This is a genomic window from Stieleria neptunia, assembly GCF_007754155.1.
Lineage (GTDB): Bacteria > Planctomycetota > Planctomycetia > Pirellulales > Pirellulaceae > Stieleria > Stieleria neptunia.
In genome coordinates, this window is sequence record NZ_CP037423.1 from 3,704,763 (window position 1) to 3,725,049 (window position 20,287).

Below are 20,287 nucleotides of genomic sequence, written 5' to 3' on the forward strand. Positions count from 1 at the left end.
GAATCTGCCCACGGATAACAGAGCGTACCCACGGATGTAGAACAGTCTGGGATCCGTGGGTTCGCCTTGCCATCGGTGGGTTCTCTTTTCGCGTCCGCCGCCACGACTTTCGAGATTCGTCGACATCCATTAAAAACAGGTTTCGCGCGGGTCCGATCGAACCTTTCCGTGGCATCCGCATTTCGCCAACCGAGTACCGCCTTGAACGTCAGCGACTTTCTGGAACGACATTACCGTCACTTCAATGCCCGGGAAACCCTGGCCGCGGCGCGGTCGTACAAAGAGCTGATCGAGCAGCGCGGTGGCCGGATGATGGTCACGCTCGCCGGCGCGATGAGCACGGGGGAATTGGGGTTGTCGCTGGCCGAGATGATCCGCCAGGGCAAGGTCCACGCGATCACGTCAACGGCAGCCAATTTAGAAGAAGACATCTTCAATCTGGTCGCCCATGACGAGTACCGCGTGATCGAAAACTGGCGCGGATTGTCCGAGAGCGATGAAGAGGCGCTGTTGGAACAGGGCTTCAATCGCGTCACCGATACCTGCATCCCCGAAACCGTGATGCGGCACATCGAAGGGCGATTGACCAAGCTTTGGCAACACGCCGCCGAGACCAACCAGCCCCGCACGCCGGCGGAGTTCATGTTTGAATTGCTGGACGATCCGGATCTGCCACAACACTTCCAAGTCCCGCGCGAAAACAGCTGGGTCGCGGCGGCCAAAGATGCCGGCATTCCGGTTTTCGTCCCCGGGGTCGAGGACAGCACGCTGGGCAATATTTTTACCGCCCGCGTCATCGATGGCACCGTCGCCGGGCACCATGCGATGAAGCCGGGGACGGCGCAGCTGGAGAAATTGGCTGCCTGGTATCGCGAGAGCTGCCAGGAACATCCCATCGGATTCTTTCAAATCGGCGGCGGCATCGCCGGCGATTTCTCGATCTGTGTCGTCCCGATGATGCGGCAAGACCTGAAGGAGGACGTGCCGCTGTGGAGCTATTTCTGCCAGATCAGCGATGCCGAAACCAGCTATGGCGGTTACAGCGGGGCGGTGCCGAACGAAAAGATCACCTGGGAAAAACTCAGCCGCGAAACCCCCAAGTTCATGGTCCACAGCGACGCCTCGATCGTCGCGCCGCTGATCTTTGCGTACGTGCTGGGACTGTAGGAAAACGCTGTGAAGCATTTTTTCCCTGTGTTTCTTTAGGTTATAGCGGCAGGGCGCGAGCCCTCCGGTTCTTCCTCTTTGCCACAACACCGGAGGGCTCGCGCCCTTCCGCTGAAAAATGCTTCACAGCGTAGACTGTAGGAGTCCCGGCGCGGCGCGAATGTGACCACCGGCCTGTCCGCTGTCTACACTGTGATTTTTACGCCGGTGGGTCGGTCAGATTCGATCGGTGAGGGGTGCGCCCTGTCCTGTCGTACACCAGCAAATTCGCTAAATTGCTGGTCCGGCGACGGCTTTCACACGCCTCCAAGCGTTTTTTGCCATTACTAGAACCTGTTTTCCAGTTGGATTGCTTTTCGATGACGATTCGGCCCTTTCGAAAATTACTGGTTGCCAACCGCAGCGAAATCGCGACGCGTGTCTTCCGAAGTGCCACGGAGCTTGGGATTCGGACCGTGGCGATTTATTCCTACGAAGATCGATACGCCCTGCACCGGTTCAAAGCGGACGAGGCCTACCAGATCGGTGAACCGGGGGAGCCGATTCGGTCGTATTTGAACATCGATGCGATTGTCGCGTTGTGCAAAAAACATGGCATCGATGCGGTTCACCCCGGCTATGGGTTTTTGTCCGAGCGGCCGGGGTTTGCCGAGGCCCTCACCGAGGCGGGGATCGTGTTTGTCGGTCCCAGCGTTCGATCGCTCAATCAGCTCGGTGACAAGATGTCGGCCCGTGAGCTGGCCGAGAAAGCCGGCGTCCCGGTCTTGGGCGGGGAGAATAAGCCGCTGCGCGATCCGGACGCGGCGGTCGCGCTGGCGGAAACGCTGGGCTATCCGGTGATGCTGAAAGCGGCCCACGGCGGCGGCGGCCGGGGGATGCGGGTCGTCGCCTCGGCCGACGAGTTGCCGGCGGCGTTGGAAGCGGCGATGCGTGAATCCAAAACCGCCTTCGGCAGCGATGAAGTGTTCCTGGAACGCTTTGTCCAGCGCGCCCGACACATCGAAGTCCAAATCATCGGCGACGGCACCAACCTGGTGCACTTGTACGAACGCGATTGCAGCGTCCAGCGGCGGCATCAAAAAGTCGTCGAACTGGCGCCGGCCCCCAACTTGCCGCCCGAAGTCCGCGACGGTTTGTGCGAGGCGGCGTTGAAGATCGGCAAGGCGGTCGGGTCGGACGGTTCTTGCTATGAGAACGCCGGAACGGTCGAGTTTCTGTTGGATGTCGATTCCAACCAGTTCTTTTTCATCGAAGTCAATCCGCGGATTCAAGTCGAGCACACCGTGACCGAAGAAGTCACCGGGATCGACATCGTTCGCAGCCAGATTCTGATCGCGCAAGGACACAAACTGACCGATGAGGTGGTCGGGATCGGTGCCCAGGAAAACATTCACACCACCGGGTTTGCGATGCAGTGCCGGGTGACCACCGAGGACCCCGCCAATCAGTTTCTGCCCGATTACGGCCGGATCACCCACTATCGGTCGGCAGCCGGACTGGGAATCCGCTTGGACGCCGGCACCGCATTCAGCGGCGCGGTGGTCAACCCGTTTTACGATTCGATGTTGGTCAAGGTCACCGCACGGGCTCCGTCGTTGGCCGCCGCCGGCTCACGGATGGATCGTTGTCTGCAAGAATTTCGGATCCGCGGGGTCAAGACCAACATCCCGTTCCTGATGAAGTTGATCAATCATCCGATCTTTCTGGCCGGTGAAGCGACGACGCGGTTGATCGACACGACGCCGGAATTGTTTGAATTGCCCAAACGGCGCGACCGGGCCACCAAGCTGTTGAATTATCTGGCCGAAACCATCGTCAACGGCAACGAGTTGGTCGCCGGCCGTCCGGTCGCCACGCGACGGACGCCCGCCCCGATCCCCGAAGTCCCGCCCGTGGCGGACCCTCCCAAGGGGACCAAAGACATTTTCCGCGAGTCCGGCGTGGAAGGGCTGGTCAAGTGGATCGGACAGCAAAAGGGGCTGCTGCTGACCGACACGACGATGCGCGACGCCCACCAGTCGCTGTTGGCGACCCGCGTCCGCACCTATGACATGGTGCACATCGCACCAGCGTACGCGCACCACGCGTCTCAGCTTTTCTCGTTGGAAATGTGGGGCGGAGCGACGTTTGACACCAGTATGCGATTCTTGAAGGAGTCACCGTGGCAACGACTGGCCGACCTGCGCGAAGCCGTTCCCAACATCTTGACGCAAATGTTGCTGCGGGCCAGCAACGCCGTCGGCTACACCAACTATCCCGACAACGTCGTGCGGTTGTTCGTGCGTGAAGCCGTCCAGGCCGGGATGGATGTCTTTCGTGTCTTCGACGCGCTGAACTGGGAACAGAACATGCGCGTGGCGATGGAGGCCGTGATCGAGGAAGGCGGGATTTGTGAAGCCTCGATCTGCTACACCGGCGATCTGCAAAACCCGCGACGCACCAAGTACGACTTGGCGTACTACATCAATCTCGCCAAACAGCTCGAAAAGATGGGCGCCCACTTGTTGGCCATCAAAGACATGGCGGGGCTGTTGAAACCCAAAGCGGCTGTCAAATTGATCCGGGCGTTGCGCGAGGAGATCGGAATCCCGATTCACTTGCACACTCACGATACCGCCGGCATCCAAGCGTCGACCATTCTGGCCGCCGCCGATGAAGGGCTTCAAATTGCCGATGCCGCCCTGGCGCCCTTGTCCGGCGGCACCAGCCAAGTGAACTTGAATTCGCTCGTCGAAGCCCTGCGCGACACCCCGCGTGAGAGTCCCTTGCGGACCGAGGCGCTGACGAATTTGGCAACCTACTGGCAGGCGGCGCGTGAATTCTATATTCCCTTTGAAAGTTCTGTTTTGCCGGCGACCGGCGATTTGTATGAACACGAAATGCCCGGCGGGCAATACACCAACCTGTACCAACAGGCGCGTGCGTTGGGGCTGAGCGATCAGTGGGCCGAAGTTTGCAAGGCCTACGCGCAAGTCAACGCGTTGTTCGGGGACATCGTCAAAGTCACGCCGACCAGCAAGGCCGTCGGCGATATGGCGCTGTTCCTGGTCGCCAACGAAATGTCGGCCGAGGAAGTCCTGACCAGCGACAAATCATTGGCTTATCCGGCCAGTGTGCTCGATCTGATCGGCGGACGGATGGGCCAACCGCCGGGCGGATTCCCCGACGCGGTGATGAAGAAAATCTTGGGCGACGAACCGGCCGTGACCAACCGCCCCGGTGAATCCATGCCCGATGCCAACATCGAGACCGCCAGGAAAGAAGCCGCCGAGCTGATCGGTGAACCGGCCTGCGATCAATCGGCGGTGACCCATTTGTTGTACCCCAAGGTGTTTGCCGACTTTGCCACCCACCAACAGACCTACGGTGATGTCGCCAAGTTGCCCACGCCGAATTTCTTGTACGGTCAGCAACACGGTGAAGAAATCGCCGTCGATATCGAAAAAGGAAAACGGCTGATCATCCGGTTCCTGACCGTCGGCCAACCGCACCCCGACGGCACGCGCACCGTGTTCTTCGAATTGAACGGCCAGCCGCGCGAAGTCACGGTCTATGACAAGTCCTTGGAACCGGAAACCAAAGCCGCGGTCAAAGCCGATCCCCGCGACGAAAATCAGGTGGCGTCCAGCATGCCGGGCATGGTGATTACCGTCGCCGTCGAAGAGGGCAGCAAGGTCAAGGAAGGTCAGAAGCTGATGGTGCTCGAAGCGATGAAGATGGAGACCACCGTCAACGCGCCGAAATCAGGCATCATCAAAACCATCCACGCACCGCCGGGAACCCAAGTCGAAGCGGGCGACTTGTTGGCCATCATCGAGTAACGCATGCCAATGACATCGACACCAAACGACGTGTTTTTTGTGAGCGGCAGGGCGCGAGCTCTCCGGTCGTTCGAGATGTTTTCAAGCTGCAACCGGACGGCTCGTGGCCCGTCGATTTTGTGAGCCGCGACGCGTAAGCGGCCGGGCATCCAGGCGCCCGCCCGAAGCCTTACGGCCAGCGGCTCACCATTGCCTCGACCAATCCCACGCAACCGATAGCCCGCTCGTGCCGTTCCGCTAACCCCTTGCGTGCCAAACGGCTGATCCCGAGTAGAATCGAAGGAATGAAAACCGTCGAGAATCTCCGTATGAACACGCGTCTGAAGCGAACACTGCCAGATCCGCTGTCTCGTTGCATACTGCTGGCGGTGTTTGCCGCCCTCCTGTCCGGCGCAGCCGCTGCCGAAGAATTGCCCCCCATCGAATCGGTCGATGCGGCGACTCGCTCGATGTGGCTGATCGATGGTGTCGTCGTCGACTCGGTCAGCTCCGAGCCGATCCCCGACTTCACCGTGACGCCGGGATCCCTGTCGACCGACGACGCGGGGCGGTCGACGGTACGATGGCGCGATAATTTGAAACGGGAAATGATAGCCGGACGCCTGCGTTGGCCGCGGACCAGCGGATTTTCCGTGATGCGTTTTCAAGTGACCGCAGACGGGTATCGCCCGGCCGTGACGCAACGCATTTGGCGCGGCGGCCCGCACACCCAAATCAAGGTCCGGCTGGTTCCGGTTGACGAGGCCCAGACGAAGGCATCCCAAGCACTGGCTCCCTAGCGATCGGTTCGGCATGACATCATTCTGCCCCGGATCATTCCGCCAATGTTTTCGGGAGTCACCCGGAAAAAAGGCAGAACGATTCGGGGCAGAATCATGGGGGCAAAATGACCGGGGGGCAGACCGACGGTTAAAACGGCAGCGTTTTCAGGAACCGCTGACCGAATCGGCCGTAGTCTTGGCCGTCCACGTCACCGTCTCCGTCGCTGTCCATGGCGGGATTGAATCCGGGATCGCCGCTGGATTTCAGGAACGTCAATCCGAATCGGCCGTAGTCCTGGCCGTCCACGTCACGGTCCCCGTCACCGTCGCCGTAGAGTGCGAAGAAATCATCCGTGGCTGCATTGCCGTAGGAGTAATCACCGCCTTGCAGACCGTCGTTGTCCCCGTCAAGGGTCACCGATGTCCCCGCCCGACGCACCTTTGCCGGATCAATGGTCAATCGGTAATTGCCATCGACCAACGCCGCATCCAGCCCGCGGGTCAGCGTTCCGCTGAACGACAACGTTGCCACCGAATTGCCTTGTGGATTGGTGCTCACGACAAACGAGGTCGCCACCACACCGCCCTCGGGATCGCGTTTGCGGACTTCGAAGGCGCCGGAATCGATGTCGACCAGGCCGTCAAATTCGACATCAATCGTCGTGATTCGAGAGTGTTGATCGCCAGCGGATCCATCACCGATCGTCAGCGGACCGACCTGTCCCAGATCGACCAGCGTCAAACGCACTTCCGTCGGGCCGATCGACAGGTCCCAGTCGCTGCCCAGGGGCGGGACGGGGAGATTCAGACTGGTGAAGGTCCCGGTGATCGCGGATCCGCCCATCAGCACGAACGAATCGCCGACGCCCGGCGTCACACCGGCAGGGGCCCGGAAATTCAGCACGCCACCGGCGGAGATCGGTCCGGCGGATTGGATTTGTCCTCCGGCCAGTTCGGTCATCGTGCCCAGCAGGATCGGCGCGGTCGCGGCCAAGGTCAAGGTTTGATCGCCCAGGTCCAAGCCGCCTTGGATCTGGATGGATTGCATCGCCAGCACACTGATCGGGCCGACCGCGGAGAGCTGGACGGCGGTGACCAGCCCGGCATCGGTCACTTCGACCGTTGCCCCGGCGAGGGTGCCGTCGGTCGATCGAATCGACGCCGTTGAAGTTCCCGTGCCTTGAACGGTCACCGAATCGGAATCGTCGCCGCCATCAATCACGATGCCGTCGGGAAAGGAAAAGTAGCCGCCGCTGGTAAAGTCGACGTTGAAGGTGTCGGCGGCGGCCGTGCCGGCGATCCGCAGCGATTGTGTCGTCGACACGGGTTTGGACAATAGGACCGCCCCGCCACCGCCGTTGTCGATCAGCTCGACGTTCGATCCGTTTTGCCGGACCGTGACGTCGGTGGAGGTCGCGGGCAGACTGTAGGTGACGTCCTCGCGGATCGTGATCACGTAATCTTCCACTTCTCCGTCGTCGGCCAGTCCGTTCGATTCCAGGTCACCCGCCGTACTCAGTCGCACCCGCGCGTAGGTTGGGCCGAGAGTCATCGTGGTCGGCACGACGTAGTTGAGCGTTTGAAGTCCCGCGACGACGGTCACGCTGTCCAGGATTTGTTCGCCGGCATCCCACGTGCCGTCGGCATTAAAATCGATCCAAGCATCGACCTTGGCCGTTTCGCCGCCTTGCAGGTCGATGTTCACGCCCGCGGTGGTTTGCCCAAGCTTGAGGGTCCCGAACATCGCGCCGTCTTCGTCGCTGCCATCACCGTCGGCATTTGGCGAGGGGAACGCATCGGTTTCGCTGTCTCGCGAGTCGCCTAGTCGGGGGCCGACCGCCAGGTGCGTGGCGCCGTCGTTGACAAGCAGTGTCGAGTAGGAATCGGGGGCGTCACCGAGATCCGCGAGCACCGTTTCCAACCAGACGAAACGATAATCAAAACTGGAAACACCCACGACGTCGAGGTCACCGTCCCGATCCAGATCCCCTAATTCAACGCGTCTCGGTCCATCGATGAAGTAGTCGATCGGACGCTGGCGGAATTTCTCGTTGCCGTCGTTCAAGAAGACGTACAACACATATTCGTCTCGCGAGGCGACCAGCAAATCGACATCGCCATCCAAGTCGATGTCTCCCGGCGTGACGTCAAACGCATAGGACTCTTCCATCGGGACCAGTCGCTCGGTGAACCCGCCTGCCCCGTCGTTTTCAAACCAGACGATGTCGTCGGTGAAGGCGCCGACGGCGAGGTCCAGATCGCCGTCACCATCGATATCGGCCGTTCGGACAGAGGACGCACCGTAGGCGTTGGTCGTGACGACCTTCTCGACGAAGTTCTGGCTGCCGTCGTTTTGGTACCAGGCGATCTTGTCATCGTAGTACGAAGCACTGATCACATCCAAGTCGCCGTCGCCGTCGATGTCGCCAGTCGCAACGCTGTAGGCCAGTTTGGCGTTCGTCGTGATTGTTTTGGCGATAAAGTTGCCGCTTCCGTCGTTGTCGTACCAAGCCAGTTTGTCGTCATAGCCACTGGCCGAGAGCAGATCCGGATCGCCGTCGCCGTCGACATCCGCGACATGGACATCGTTGACCCCGACCGCGGAGGTCGAAACGATCTGTTCGACGAACGCCCCGCCGTCGTTGCGGTACCAGGCGACTTTGTCATCGAAGTACGAACCGCTGATGATGTCCAGATCACCGTCGCCGTCGATGTCCGCGGTTTCGACGCTGGAGGCTCCGTCTGCGGACGTAGTGACGATCCGCGGTGAAAACGTCTGGGTGCCGTCGTTCTCATACCACGTGATCTTGTCATCATTGAAGGTCGCCCCCAACGCGTCGACATCGCCATCCCCGTCGAGATCGGCCAGCGTGACGTCATAAGGCAGATAGGGCGAAGAAACGATTTCGTTTTCGACGAACGATTCGTTGCCGTCGTTTTCGTACCAGGCGATCTGGTCGTTTCCGCTGGACGCGCCCAGCACATCCAGGTCGCCATCGCCGTCGACATCGGCGACGGTGACGTCGATTGCACCGTCCGCGTTGGCGTCGATCACGGCTTCGGCGAAGTTTTCGTCGCCGTCGTTTTCGTACCAGACGATCAGGTCGTCTCCATAGGACGTGGCGAGAACATCCAGATCACCGTCTTGGTCCAGGTCCGCGGCTGAGATGGCGGTGGGGTAATCGAGCGAGGTCGTAATGGCGTGCTCGGTGAAATTCTGGTTGCCGTCATTTTCGTACCAGGCGATCTTGTCGTCCGACTGCGACGCGCTCAGCACATCGATGTCGCCGTCGGAATCCACGTCCGCGACCGCGACCCCCAACGCACCGCTGGCATTGGTGCTGATCACGTGCTTGGTGAACACCGCGGATCCGTTGTTCTCGTACCAATTGATCGAATTATCGAGGGTGTGGGCGGTGAAGACGTCCAGATCCCCATCGCCATCGACGTCGCTGACCGCAATGCTCTTTGCCGCCCCCGCCGAAGGGTCGATTACATGGACGGTGTAGGGTTCCGCACCCGTGTTTTCATACCACAAGATCTCGTAGCTGAATCCGGCACTCAAAAAATCGCGATCGCCGTCTCCGTCGACATCACCGATCGCGATACTCCGTACGCCGCGGTCGTCGGGCGACACAACATGGGGCGAGAAATTTTCATTGCCGTCGTTTTCGTACCAGACAATGTTCTGGCCGAAATAGGAAACCGCGATGACATCTAAGTCGCCGTCGTTGTCAAAGTCGATGACTTCGATTTCCTCAGGATCGTCACCCTGGTCACTGATTAGCCGCCGAACAAAGTTTTCATTCCCGACGTTTTCGAACCATTCGAATCGATTTGAACCGGCCGACGCGCTCAGCACATCCTGGTCTCCATCGCCATCCAGGTCCACCGACGTGATCGCCGAAACCCCCAATGCGCCCGGAGAGCTGATGTCGTTGCCGATGAACATCGGTGACATGGGCGCTGGCGGTTGGATCGTCACCTGATAGTCTTCCACCTCGCCATCGGGGGCCTCGCCGGTCGGGGCTAGCCCGCCGACGCTGCTGATGCGAAAGCGGGCAAAGGTGGTTCCGACCAGCGCGTCGCGTGGAATCGGAAACGTCAACACGTAGTCGAAGATACGGACATCGGCCGAGTCAAAGATTTGTTCATCGGGGTCGTCCCAGTCCCCGTCCTGGTTGAAGTCGATCCAGGCATCCAGATAGACCCAGCTGGGTTGGTTGGAGTTGCTTTCCACGTTGACGGTGACTTCGGCGTCGAAGGCTCGGACGTGCAACGGACCAAACGTCACGCCGTCATCGTCGGTTCCGTCGCCGTCGGCCAAGGCGGACGGCAATCCGTCGACTTCGCCGTCACGTGCTGCCCCCAACCAATGGCCGACCGCGACGTGCGACGCCCCACCGGCAGCCGCCAGTGTGGGGTAGGGTGCGGGGGCGTCGCCGTAGTCGGGCGAGCCGTTTTCGAACCACAGGATGTTGTCGCCGTACTGTGCCCCGATGGCGAAATCCAGCTTGCCATCACCGTTGAAATCGTCGATCGCCAGGCTATCGGCACCGTTGGCCGAATCGTCGCTGATCACATGCTCGGTGAACACGCCCGCGCCGTCGCCCAGAAACACGCGGATTTGGTCGTTTTGGGACGAGGCCAGGATATCCATGTCACCGTCGGCATCCAGATCCGCGGTCGCGACGTCGTAGGCTCGGACGGCGGACGTCGTCAAAATGCGTTCGCTGAAATTCTCGCTGCCGTCGTTTTCATACCAGGCGATCGCATCGTCGTTAAAGTGCGCGCTGACCACATCCAAGTCGTCATCGCCGTCGGCGTCGAACGCGGTCACGGCCATCGCCTTATCCGCTGTCACGCTGATGGCGTGCTCGGTGAAGGTTTCGTTGCCGTCGTTTTCATACCAGGCGATCGTGTCGTCATTGCCCGAGGCGCTCAGCACATCGACGTCGCCGTCTCCGTCGACATCGGCCGTGGTCACGTCGTAGGCACCGTCGGCGCTGGAGCTGATCACATGGCGGCTGAAGGATTCGTTGCCGTCGTTTTCGAACCAGGCGATCGTGTCGGAGAAAAAGGCGGCGCTGAGCACATCCAGATCACCGTCCCCATCGACATCAGCCACCGAGACACTGCTGGCGTTGGTTTCGACGGAACTGATCACGTGCTCGGTGAATTGCTCGTTGCCGTCGTTTTCAAACCAGCGAATCGTGTGGTCGTACTTCGACGCGCTCAACACGTCGGTATCGCCGTCGCCATCGAGATCCGCGATCGCCACACTTTGGGCTCCGTTGGCGAGCGTGGAAATCGTCTGTTCGGAAAAGACACCGTCGCCCTGGTTCTCGAACCAGCGAATCGAATCGTCTCGATACGACGCGACCACAATGTCGTTGTCGCCGTCGCCATCGATGTCTCCGCTGGCAAGGCCCCGCGGCCCGTCCACCGTGTCCCCGATGACGGCATGCTCGACGAAGACCGCACCGGGCGGCGGTGGCGCCGGTGGCGTAACATCCAGATCGGAGGCCAGCAAGATGCGTCGTTCCAAGCATTCGACGCGAACTGGACGCAGTACCCGGCGATCCGCTGTTCGTTTCCGCCGCCGCTTTCGCGACCGAAGCTTCGTTTGGTTCATCGGGCTACAGGGGAGGGGATGAAGGGAGGGAATCATCGCACTTTGGGAGCCGCGTATTCTACTCGCTCGCCCTGCGTCACGCTCGATCACCAGTCATTGCCTACCCCCCACCATCCTGTCTCCCATCATTCTGCCCCTCATCATTCTGCCCCTCATCATTCTGCCTTCCATGGATTCGCCTTCCATCGTTTTGCCCCCATCGTTTTGCCCCATTCACCCCGTTCCAAAATCCATCCCCTACCCACCGGCCGACCAACTCTGTACCCCATCGCCCTCGTCGAACCACACGTTCCGCTCAATCTCGTCCGTTTTGAACCCCAACGCTTTCGGCCGACGCGTCTCTGGTAAGACGACCACGTCATACAGTTCGCCGATCACGTCTCCCTCCATACGGATCCAATGCACCACGTTGCCGCTGCGCAGGTCAATCACTTGAACGCCGCACCGCGGCGCCGCATCACGCGAGGCGAGTTCTCGATCGAGGTTCAGTCCGCGGAACGATTGCTCGTCGTCTCTCGGCTTGGACAGGCCGACGACGGCATAGTCGCCGATGATCGCAAGCCCGCGGGCGTAGCCGGGGCAGAACGCGACACGTTCAAACGTCCCCGATTTGACATCGACAAAGCCCAGGAAGCCGTTGCCCGAATCGAGCAACCACAATCGGTTTTGAACCAGACGGGGCGAGTGCGGCATCGACAAGCCGTCGGCGATGATCTGGTCGGATTGAACATCGATCACGACCCCGCCATCGTGGCGTCGATCACGCCAGCCATCGATCACATCCGACCGGCTGCAGGCGGTGACATAGCGGGGGCGTCCGTCTTGCATCGCCATCCCATTGAGATGACAGCGATCTTCCGCGGCGAGCTTTGAAATGAAGCTCGGCCGCCAGAGCGGGGTGAAGCTGCGTCGCTGGCTGATCGTCGCAATGCAATTGAACAGCGTGCTGATGAAGATCGGATTTCCGTCGCCATCGACCGCGACATCGTGAATGTCGATATCGCCGGTCGTGTATCCGACCTGAGGAACGAACAGTCGGTCGAACTCGCTGGCGGGCGGTTGGCCGGTCCGCATGTTTTCCAAACGCCACAATTGATACCGGGTGCTCATCCAGATCGTCTGTGAGTTCCCCCAAAGCCCCATGCAACGGTTGAAGGTCCGTTCAAAGATCGCCAGCCCGCCGTCGGGCTTGGTGCCGACCAACAACAGTTTCCCCGCCTGATAGGTCGAAATCGCCAGGCTGATGTGGTGCTGGGTCAACCACGCCGTCAAGTTGCGAGATCCGAGGATGCTTAACATGGTCGCCTCTGGTGAATGCCGTCCCCTCAGCTCGATTCGGTTGCGTCGGAATCGGCTGCGGTGGCAAATTGATTCAGCACTTCACGGCGCAAGCGTGCGATGTCATTGACATCGTTGACGTCGTCGGGTTTGACAAACAAACGCTCTGCTCCGCCCGCTAGCGGGTCGGCATCGTGAACGTAGAACCAGTTTGATGTCGTCACGGCTTTGATGGCACGGTCTGAATCGGTCGGGACCGACCGCGAGGGGGCCTCGTCGCCTCGGCACCAGTCGGCCGGTGTGATCAAGGGTTTGTCATCGAGCAGCCGTTCCAGCAATTCGGGCAACGCCGCGGCGGACTGGAGTGACGGAACCCGCAGCGGGCCGCCGTGGGAAACCAGCATCGGCAACCGCACGTCTTGGCTGCGCAGCGGTCCGACATGGTGTCCCAGCCAGCCGTTTTCCCCCAGCGAAAAACCGCTGGTCCCCGCCAAGACGATTCGGGGGCGTCGTCGGCGGACGGATTCACCCAGCAAGTCGATCATTTCATCCAGCAACCGAACCTGGGCCGCATACCGTTGCATCCACGCGAACAGCAAATCGGGATCATCGCGTTTGGAAAGTTGCAACGCGGGCGGATCGGTGGTGGGGGGCAGAAAAAACGGTTCCGGCGCAGTGCTGGCAAGGTCTTGCGTTTCGTCCTCGACCGGTTCTGGGGTTTCCTCGTCCTCGTCGTCGTGTGTGACCGGCGCGTCCCAGTGGTCGCGAAGCATGCCGCTGTGGATCCAAATCAATCGCGTCTCGGGCGTGACGGCCTGAATGCTTGCCGCAATGGCTTGTGCCAGCACGGTGGCTTCGACCGTCTCGGCGGGCAAGCGTTTCAGTGTCGGTTGTAAGGCGATTGCCTGGCTGAAACCGAATTGATCTTCTGGAATCGTCAGCTTCGGGTCGTCGGTCAAAAAGACCGTCGCGCCGTGGTCTGCCTGGCGAGCGATCCACCCGCGTGAATCGTTCAGCCAACGGTTGATCAGGCTGCCGGGCCGGTCGACGGGCGATGTCCACCGATCCCAGACGACGCCGCTGGCCGCCAACGCATCGATCGTTGGCGTCTGGTTCCACGAGCATCCGTAGCAGCCCAGCGGTGAAGTCGCCAGCCCTTCCAGCGTGACGACAACAGTGATCGGCGGTCGAAGGGGAAATTTGGACACAGGATTCTGTTGAGGACGATGGGAAGGGGCCGGGCCCAGCGTAACAACTCCATTGAGCGTCGCCAATCGGCGGGGCCGGCGAGGGACGTCGTCCGGCGGGGGCGAGCGTGCAGTTTGACAACGAAGATGTTAGCGGAACGGCGCGAGCCGTCCGGTGCAGGCGCGCAAACACCCAGGAAGACCGGAGGACTCGCGCCCTGCCGCTAAAAATATACAGAGGTCGTTGGCGCAACGGCACGAGCGGATCGTCGGCAGACTCGTTATCTCCCGCACAACCGCACCAAGCCGTCTCGCTCTGGCTGGGCAAGCTGCATCAAAGGGCAAGGTTCTTCACGCGGCGTCCTACGGTTGAATCGAAGGAGTCCTCGTCCGCCGGCTCTGTTTCTTCTCCACGATCGCGACTTGCAACGATGTCCGCACACTTCTCGACCACGAATCCGATCGCTCCGGTCTCCCCGGTCATCTTACCTCCCGTCTCTAAAAAAACGGCAAACCCGGACCGTCAGCAGCCGCCTGCCCTGCCACCGCTGGATCGGTGCGACGTCTGGGAGGTGCCATTTGACCGTGTCACGATGTCCGAGGCGATCGACCGGATCGAACAGCTCGTCGAGCGTGCGGAACCCAGTTATGTGATCACCGCCAATTTGAACTATGTGATGCTGCATCACGGGCAAGCAGACATCCCGCAAATCACCGCAGCGGCGGATCTGATTTTGGCCGATGGACAACCGATCGTGTGGCGGAGCCAGCTCGGGTCGGAGTCGCTACCCGAACGAGTCGCCGGCAGCGAGATGATTCACCAACTCGCTTGCCGAGCTGGTCAGAAACGTTGGGGCATCTATTTTCTGGGCGGAGCACCGGGGGTCGCCGAAACCTGCGCCAAGCGGCTCGCACGGGATTATCCCGGCATGCGAATCGCCGGGATCGAATCGCCTCCGTTTCGCGCCCTGTCGGCCGACGAACAAGCCGAACAAGATCAACGAATTCGAGACTCCGGGGCGCAAATTTTGCTGGTCGCCTTCGGCCAACCCAAGGGCGAACGCTGGATCCACGAGCACTACAAACGGCTCGGTGTTCCCGTCAGCATTCAACTGGGCGCCTCGTTCGACTTCATCGCCGGAACCGCCAAACGCGCCCCCAGGATTTGGCAGAAACTGGGGGCCGAATGGACCTATCGCATGCTCAGCGATCCGAAACGTCTGGTCCCACGCTACGGCAAGAACGCCCTGTTTCTGCTGCGGGCCTTGGTCGAGGATTGGAAGCAAACGGTCAAGCGGTGGGGCATGTCGCTGGACGACTGAACGCGGTAGCGGTTTGCGGGACGCGGAGAGGGGAGACAAGGAGAGCGGGAGACAAGGAGACAAGGAGACAAGGAGAGCGGGAGAGCGGGAGAGCGGGAGAGCGTTTTGGCGCCTCGGCTACCAGCTCATCATCATTCTGCCACCCCATCATTCTGCCACCCATCATTCTGCCACCCCATGGTTTTGCCCCCATCGTTTTTCATCCACCCTCGACATCCTTCTTACTTCATCGATTCAAACAAGCCCAACAACGTTTCCACGATCCTCTCCGACGCGTCTTCTTGGACAGAATTCGTTCCCAACCAGGTCTCGTAGCCGCCGAACCGGTGTTGTCTGGGCGTCGGCAGGTACCCGAATGATCCGTTGGCCAATTCGATCGTGAACATCTGCTTGGTCGGGGCTTTGGACTTCAGTTCCAATCCGGTTTCGGTGAAGGTTTCAAACGGGATCGCGGCGATCCCAAGATCCCCGATGCCGAAGGTTTGCAGTTGGATCTCCACGGTGTCGGGAGCTTCGTCGAGTTTGGCGATCCGTTTGGCATAGATAGCTTCGCGACGATGCCGCGGCGACTGATCTGAATTTTTGGCCAGGGCTTCAAAGTAGTCGCGCATCTCTTGTGTCGGCTTACGAACCTTCAACGTCAACGGCGTTGATGCGGCGGAAAGTTTGACCCAGTCATGAAATTCGATTCCGCCGTGTGCATCGTAGACTCGGTCGGCGATCTTGTTGGCGACTTCCTGCATCTTTTCATAGCTGGCGTAGCGTTTCGGATTCTTGTCGCGAAAGTCGATGTTGTTGACATCGCCGCTGGTTCCGTTGGAGAGCATGCCGACAAAGGCGGGAGTCGACTCGGTCGCCCCCAAACGTTTTTCGATGGCACGGGCAAAGTAGCCAAAATAATCCGCGGAGACTTCATTGCGGGGGACGCCGCCGACATAGTGCAGGGAGTAATTCGCCAGCAGCGCGATCGGGTTGCCGTTCAAGCTTTGCACGGAAACGAAACTGACTTCCGGGTCCACGGGGCCGGCCTGGCGATCGAGTGCGGCGTGTCCCCGCGGCGGATTCATGCGGACTTGGTCGATGCCACCGAAGGGATTGGTTGCCAACTGGGGATCGGTCACGAACCAACGTCGATTGAAGACTTCGGAGGGTTCGTCGACGCTGCCCCAACCGATCTTTGCCGGTTGCAAATGATTCAACGCACGGCGCACTCCGTCGGCGATTCGGCTGGCCAGAAATTGTTGGTACTCCGTCAACTCGCTCTGCCGGATGACCTTGCTTTCTCCACGCGCGGTCGTCGCCGAATGCGTGTGTGTCGACGCCATCATCAAATTTGCGATCGGGATCTCGGTCGCTTCGTGAATCGTTGCTTTGGCGGCGTCAAACACTTCGTGGGGAATGCCGACGTTGTCACAAATCACGATCGCCAGTTTGGTCGTGCCGTCATCGAGTACCAGGCAACGGGCGTGCAGTTCGTCGTGAATGTGTTGTGCCGGCATCGGTTCCCAGCCACCCACGATCATCTGGCCCAGCGGCGGCGTGATGTTGCTCGTTGCGGCTCCGGCGCGAAACGTTGGGCCGTCTGTTTGGGCGGAAACCGGCAGGGCGGTGATGCAGATGACGAAGAACGCGGTCGCGGCGATGGCCAGACGAGCCGACGTGGAGACGCAATCACGGCGAGTTGCGGGCGACGTCAGAGGAGTCGATTTCATGGTGGGGCCTGTGGAGAGAATGGATCAGGAAGGATGGTCATTGTAATGGTCTTGATCGCGCGTTGCCCATCAACGCAGGCAGTTTTCACGAAGACGAAGAACGAATCACCAGGCCATCAACGACAGTCCGCTTTCTCGTCGCTGGACGGCAGACCGCCCACGACAAGATTTCACGCTCCACCACAGCAGGCCGTTTGACGGGACGTTATGATGGGGGCCAATTGCTACGAATGCAGCGTTGCGAAGAATCGAACGGAAAATGAGTGTCGGATCGAGCGAGTGGGATAGGCTTCCAGCCTGTCATTCCGGCGTCGATAGGCTGGAAGCCTATCCCACTTTAAAAGAGAACGAGCGACCAAGGGTTCGCTCGCGGTTCTCCCGGTGCGTCCCACCGTGGCGTCTTTCGGCTTGTCTTCTGAGGGAATCCTTGATTGCCATCATCGACCCATTTCGATTCGCATTGTCGCTGTGTTGCACCGCGGTGATGGCGATGCAGATCCCTGCACAAGAGATCGTTCCAGCGGTTTCCACGGATGAATCTCAAGCGGTCGCGCCGGCTGAAGTGGCCGCGACGATTCCCAGTCGTCGTCACGCGTTGATCGTCGTCGGGCTTCCGGGTGACCAAGCACATCGCGAGCGATTCGATGCGACCGTCCGGGTCTGGCGTGACTGGATGGTGAAAATCGCAGGGGTCGATTCAGACGACATCCTGGTCCTGGATGGCCGCGAGGCGAGTGCAGACCGATTGCCCGCGACCCAGGAAAACATTCGATCGGTGACGAAACAACTCGTCCAACGCATTCGTCATGACGAATCGCTGTGGGTTTTTTGGATCGGACACGGCAACCAGGACCGGCGGCACGGTTGGTTTCATCTGCCCGGACCCGACCTGAACGCCGCACAATGGGCGGCGATGTTTGCCGAGTTGAAAGCCGGCGAACAGGTCTTTTGGCTGACCCATTCTGCGTCGGGCAGTTTTCTGAAACCGTTTTCGCTGCCCGGACGGATCGTGATCAGCGCAACCGACGACGGGGAAATCAACGAAACGCGTTTCCCTCGTCAACTCGCCGACATCATGACGCAACAGCTGACCGAGCGAACGACGGCGGCAACCGAGGCTGCAGAGACGGTCCCACCGACGGACCCGGCGGAGGCTCCGGCGGTCAGCGTCTTGGAATTATTTCGGCGCACCGCGGACCAAGTCGGCCGCTCGTTTGACGAAGACCACTTGTTGCCGACCGAGCACGCCATGCTGGACGACAACGGTGACGGTGTGGGCACCGAGGTCACCGATTTGGCCACGATTGATCTGCAATCGGGCAACAGCACCGCGGCCCAGGCCGTCATCGACGGACTGCTGGCAGCCGAAACGATCATCACCACGCCTGAACCTCCTCCGACACCCGACGATTCGGTCGCCCCCACCGCGACGCAAAAACCATGAATCACCAGATGCCAGAAACGAATGATTCGGCAGGCCAGCCGGCCGCCGGCGACCATCCCGAGATCGTGGCGCGATTGCAACAGGCACGCACCCAATTGAAACAGGAAATCGGTCGCGTCGTGATCGGCCAAGAAAAAGTGATCGACAGCTTGTTGATCGCCATGTTGTGCCGCGGTCATGCGTTGATGATCGGCGTGCCGGGATTGGGCAAGACCCTGATCGCCCGGTCGCTGGCGAAGATGCTGGACATGCAGTACAGCCGGATCCAGTTCACGCCGGACCTGATGCCATCGGACATCACCGGATCGGACATCATCGAAGAAGACCCCGAAACGGGACGCCGACAACTCGAATTCTTTCGCGGCCCGCTGTTCACGAACTTTTTGCTCGCCGACGAGATCAATCGGGCACCGCCGAAGACGCAGGCTGCGTTGTTGCAGGCGATGCAAGAACGTGAGATCTCGGTCGGCCGAGAAACCTATCATCTGCCGCCGCCGTTCTTCGTCGTCGCGACGCAAAACCCGGTCGAACAAGAAGGGACGTATCCGCTGCCGGAGGCGCAGCTGGATCGGTTCATGTTCAATGTTCCCGTCGTCTATCCGTCCAAGCAAGAGGAAGTCGAAATCGTCAAAGCGACGACCGGGGATGCCGACGTCCAACTGCAATCGGTCCTGTCGCTGGACGAAGTCTTGCAACTGCAATCGCTGGTTCGCGGTGTGCCCGTGGCCAACCACGTGATCCAGTACGCCGTTGACCTTGTCGACGCCTCACGCCCGGCTTCGCACGATGCTACGTCAAATGGGGCGACTGCAAAAGGCAAAGCGGCGTCCGAGCTGCATCGATACATCCGCTACGGAGCCAGCCCACGGGCGTCGCAGTGCCTGGTGCTCGGTGGCAAGGCGCGGGCCGTCTTGCTGGGACGCTATCACGTCGACTTTGAAGACATCCGCGCCGTCGCCGCTGCAGTGATGCGACATCGACTGGCACTGAACTTCCAAGCCCGCACGGAGAGCATCACTGTCGATCACGTCATCAGCCAACTCGTCCAAACGGTGACGACCCCGTCATGAACACGTCGTTCGTCACGCCGACACAGTTGACGTCCTCGGAGTTATTGGGGGCGACCGATGATCTGGAATTGATCGCCCAGCGGGTGGTGGAAGGCTTCATGCACGGATTGCACCAAAGCCCCTTCGTCGGGTTCTCGGTCGAGTTTGCGTCGCATCGCGAATACATGCCCGGTGATGATCTCAAGCACATCAATTGGCGGCTGTTCGGACGACACGAAAAACTGTTTGTCAAGGAATACGATGCCGAGACCAACGTCGAAGTGCATTTGATCGTCGACGCCAGTCGATCGATGATCGCCGCGGGTAAGTGGTCGTGCGCCGCGATGTTGGCCGCGGCGCTGGGGCACTTGGCTATCCGCCAGCGCGACGCGATCGGGTTGACACTGTTCGCCGATCAAATCCAGACCCACCTGCGGCCACGCTGCACGGCGGATCATCAGCTGGAGGTATTGCACGCACTTTCCCGGCCGCAAGATCACCCGGCATGTGAAACGGCCCGGGTGTTGCACGAGGTCGCCGAGCTGTCACCGCGGCGCGGATTGAAGGTGTTGATCAGCGATTTTTATTTTCCGCACGACGAACTTGCCGACGCCTTTGCCCATTTCCGGCACTACGGACACGAGATGATCGTGTTCCATGTTCTGACGCCGTTGGAAACCGCGATGCCGGTTTCCGGGCCGGTCCGATTTCGCGATTTAGAAACCGGCGAAGAAATTGTGACGCAAGCCGAAGCGATTCGCGACGAGTTTGTCAGCGCGGTCAATCAGTGGCAGAGCGAATTGAAGACGCTGTGTCAAAGGTACGAAATCGATTACCTCGCGATCGATTCGGAAACACCGTTGCCGATCGCGTTGCGCGAGTATTTCCAGCGTCGCAGCGAGCTGTTCTGA

General features: G+C 60.2%; 11 protein-coding genes. 7 read left to right on the plus strand and 4 right to left on the minus strand.

The window, feature by feature from the left end; all coding sequences use genetic code 11:
- Positions 1–168: 168 nt before the first annotated feature.
- The 3 genes from Enr13x_RS12940 (at position 169) to Enr13x_RS12950 (ending at position 5,767) form a co-directional block, all read left to right on the plus strand.
- Complete coding sequence (locus Enr13x_RS12940) at positions 169–1,167, plus strand: deoxyhypusine synthase family protein (RefSeq protein WP_231744256.1); 999 nt, start codon at positions 169–171, stop codon at positions 1,165–1,167.
- 359 nt (positions 1,168–1,526) lie between these two features.
- Complete coding sequence (locus tag Enr13x_RS12945; RefSeq protein ID WP_145386592.1) at positions 1,527–4,988, plus strand: pyruvate carboxylase; 3,462 nt, start codon at positions 1,527–1,529, stop codon at positions 4,986–4,988.
- Between the two features lie 284 nt (positions 4,989–5,272).
- A complete protein-coding gene (locus Enr13x_RS12950) occupies positions 5,273–5,767 on the plus strand; it encodes a hypothetical protein (protein WP_145386594.1) in 495 nt (164 codons plus the stop codon).
- A 130-nt stretch (positions 5,768–5,897) separates the two neighbouring features.
- Here the strand turns inward: Enr13x_RS12950 and Enr13x_RS12955 are convergent, their stop codons facing one another.
- The 3 genes from Enr13x_RS12955 to Enr13x_RS12965 all read right to left on the minus strand — a co-directional run bounded on the left by Enr13x_RS12955 (position 5,898) and on the right by Enr13x_RS12965 (position 13,870).
- Positions 5,898–11,384 carry an FG-GAP-like repeat-containing protein gene (locus tag Enr13x_RS12955; RefSeq protein ID WP_197456000.1) on the minus strand — a complete coding sequence of 1,829 codons (5,487 nt, stop codon included), beginning with the start codon at positions 11,382–11,384 and terminating at the stop codon, positions 5,898–5,900.
- A 237-nt stretch (positions 11,385–11,621) separates the two neighbouring features.
- A complete protein-coding gene (locus Enr13x_RS12960; RefSeq protein WP_145386598.1) occupies positions 11,622–12,683 on the minus strand; it encodes a TIGR03032 family protein in 1,062 nt (353 codons plus the stop codon).
- Positions 12,684–12,709: 26 nt separating this feature from the next.
- Entirely contained in the window at positions 12,710–13,870 is a 1,161-nt protein-coding gene (locus tag Enr13x_RS12965; protein WP_145386600.1) for an alkaline phosphatase family protein, read from the minus strand.
- 410 nt (positions 13,871–14,280) lie between these two features.
- Between Enr13x_RS12965 and Enr13x_RS12970 the strand changes: the two genes are divergently transcribed.
- Positions 14,281–15,171, plus strand: coding sequence for a WecB/TagA/CpsF family glycosyltransferase (locus Enr13x_RS12970; protein ID WP_145386602.1), 891 nt, complete (start codon positions 14,281–14,283; stop codon positions 15,169–15,171).
- 221 nt (positions 15,172–15,392) lie between these two features.
- Here Enr13x_RS12970 and Enr13x_RS12975 read toward each other — a convergent pair whose 3' ends face one another.
- Positions 15,393–16,883, minus strand: coding sequence for a neutral/alkaline non-lysosomal ceramidase N-terminal domain-containing protein (locus tag Enr13x_RS12975; RefSeq protein ID WP_145386604.1), 1,491 nt, complete (start codon positions 16,881–16,883; stop codon positions 15,393–15,395).
- 427 nt (positions 16,884–17,310) lie between these two features.
- On the opposite strand from Enr13x_RS12975, the gene Enr13x_RS12980 reads away from it, so the two are divergent.
- Genes Enr13x_RS12980 through Enr13x_RS12990 form a run of 3 tightly spaced genes read left to right on the plus strand, consistent with a single transcriptional unit; the run spans position 17,311 to position 20,287 of the window.
- Entirely contained in the window at positions 17,311–18,327 is a 1,017-nt protein-coding gene (locus tag Enr13x_RS12980; protein ID WP_145386606.1) for a hypothetical protein, read from the plus strand.
- Positions 18,324–19,397, plus strand: a complete 1,074-nt coding sequence (locus Enr13x_RS12985; RefSeq protein ID WP_197456001.1) for an AAA family ATPase — start codon at positions 18,324–18,326, stop codon at positions 19,395–19,397. The genes Enr13x_RS12980 and Enr13x_RS12985 overlap by 4 nt, the downstream gene beginning before the upstream one ends.
- The gene (locus Enr13x_RS12990; RefSeq protein ID WP_145386608.1) at positions 19,394–20,287 is read left to right on the plus strand and encodes a DUF58 domain-containing protein; all 894 of its coding nucleotides are present in this window, start codon (positions 19,394–19,396) and stop codon (positions 20,285–20,287) included. The genes Enr13x_RS12985 and Enr13x_RS12990 overlap by 4 nt, the downstream gene beginning before the upstream one ends.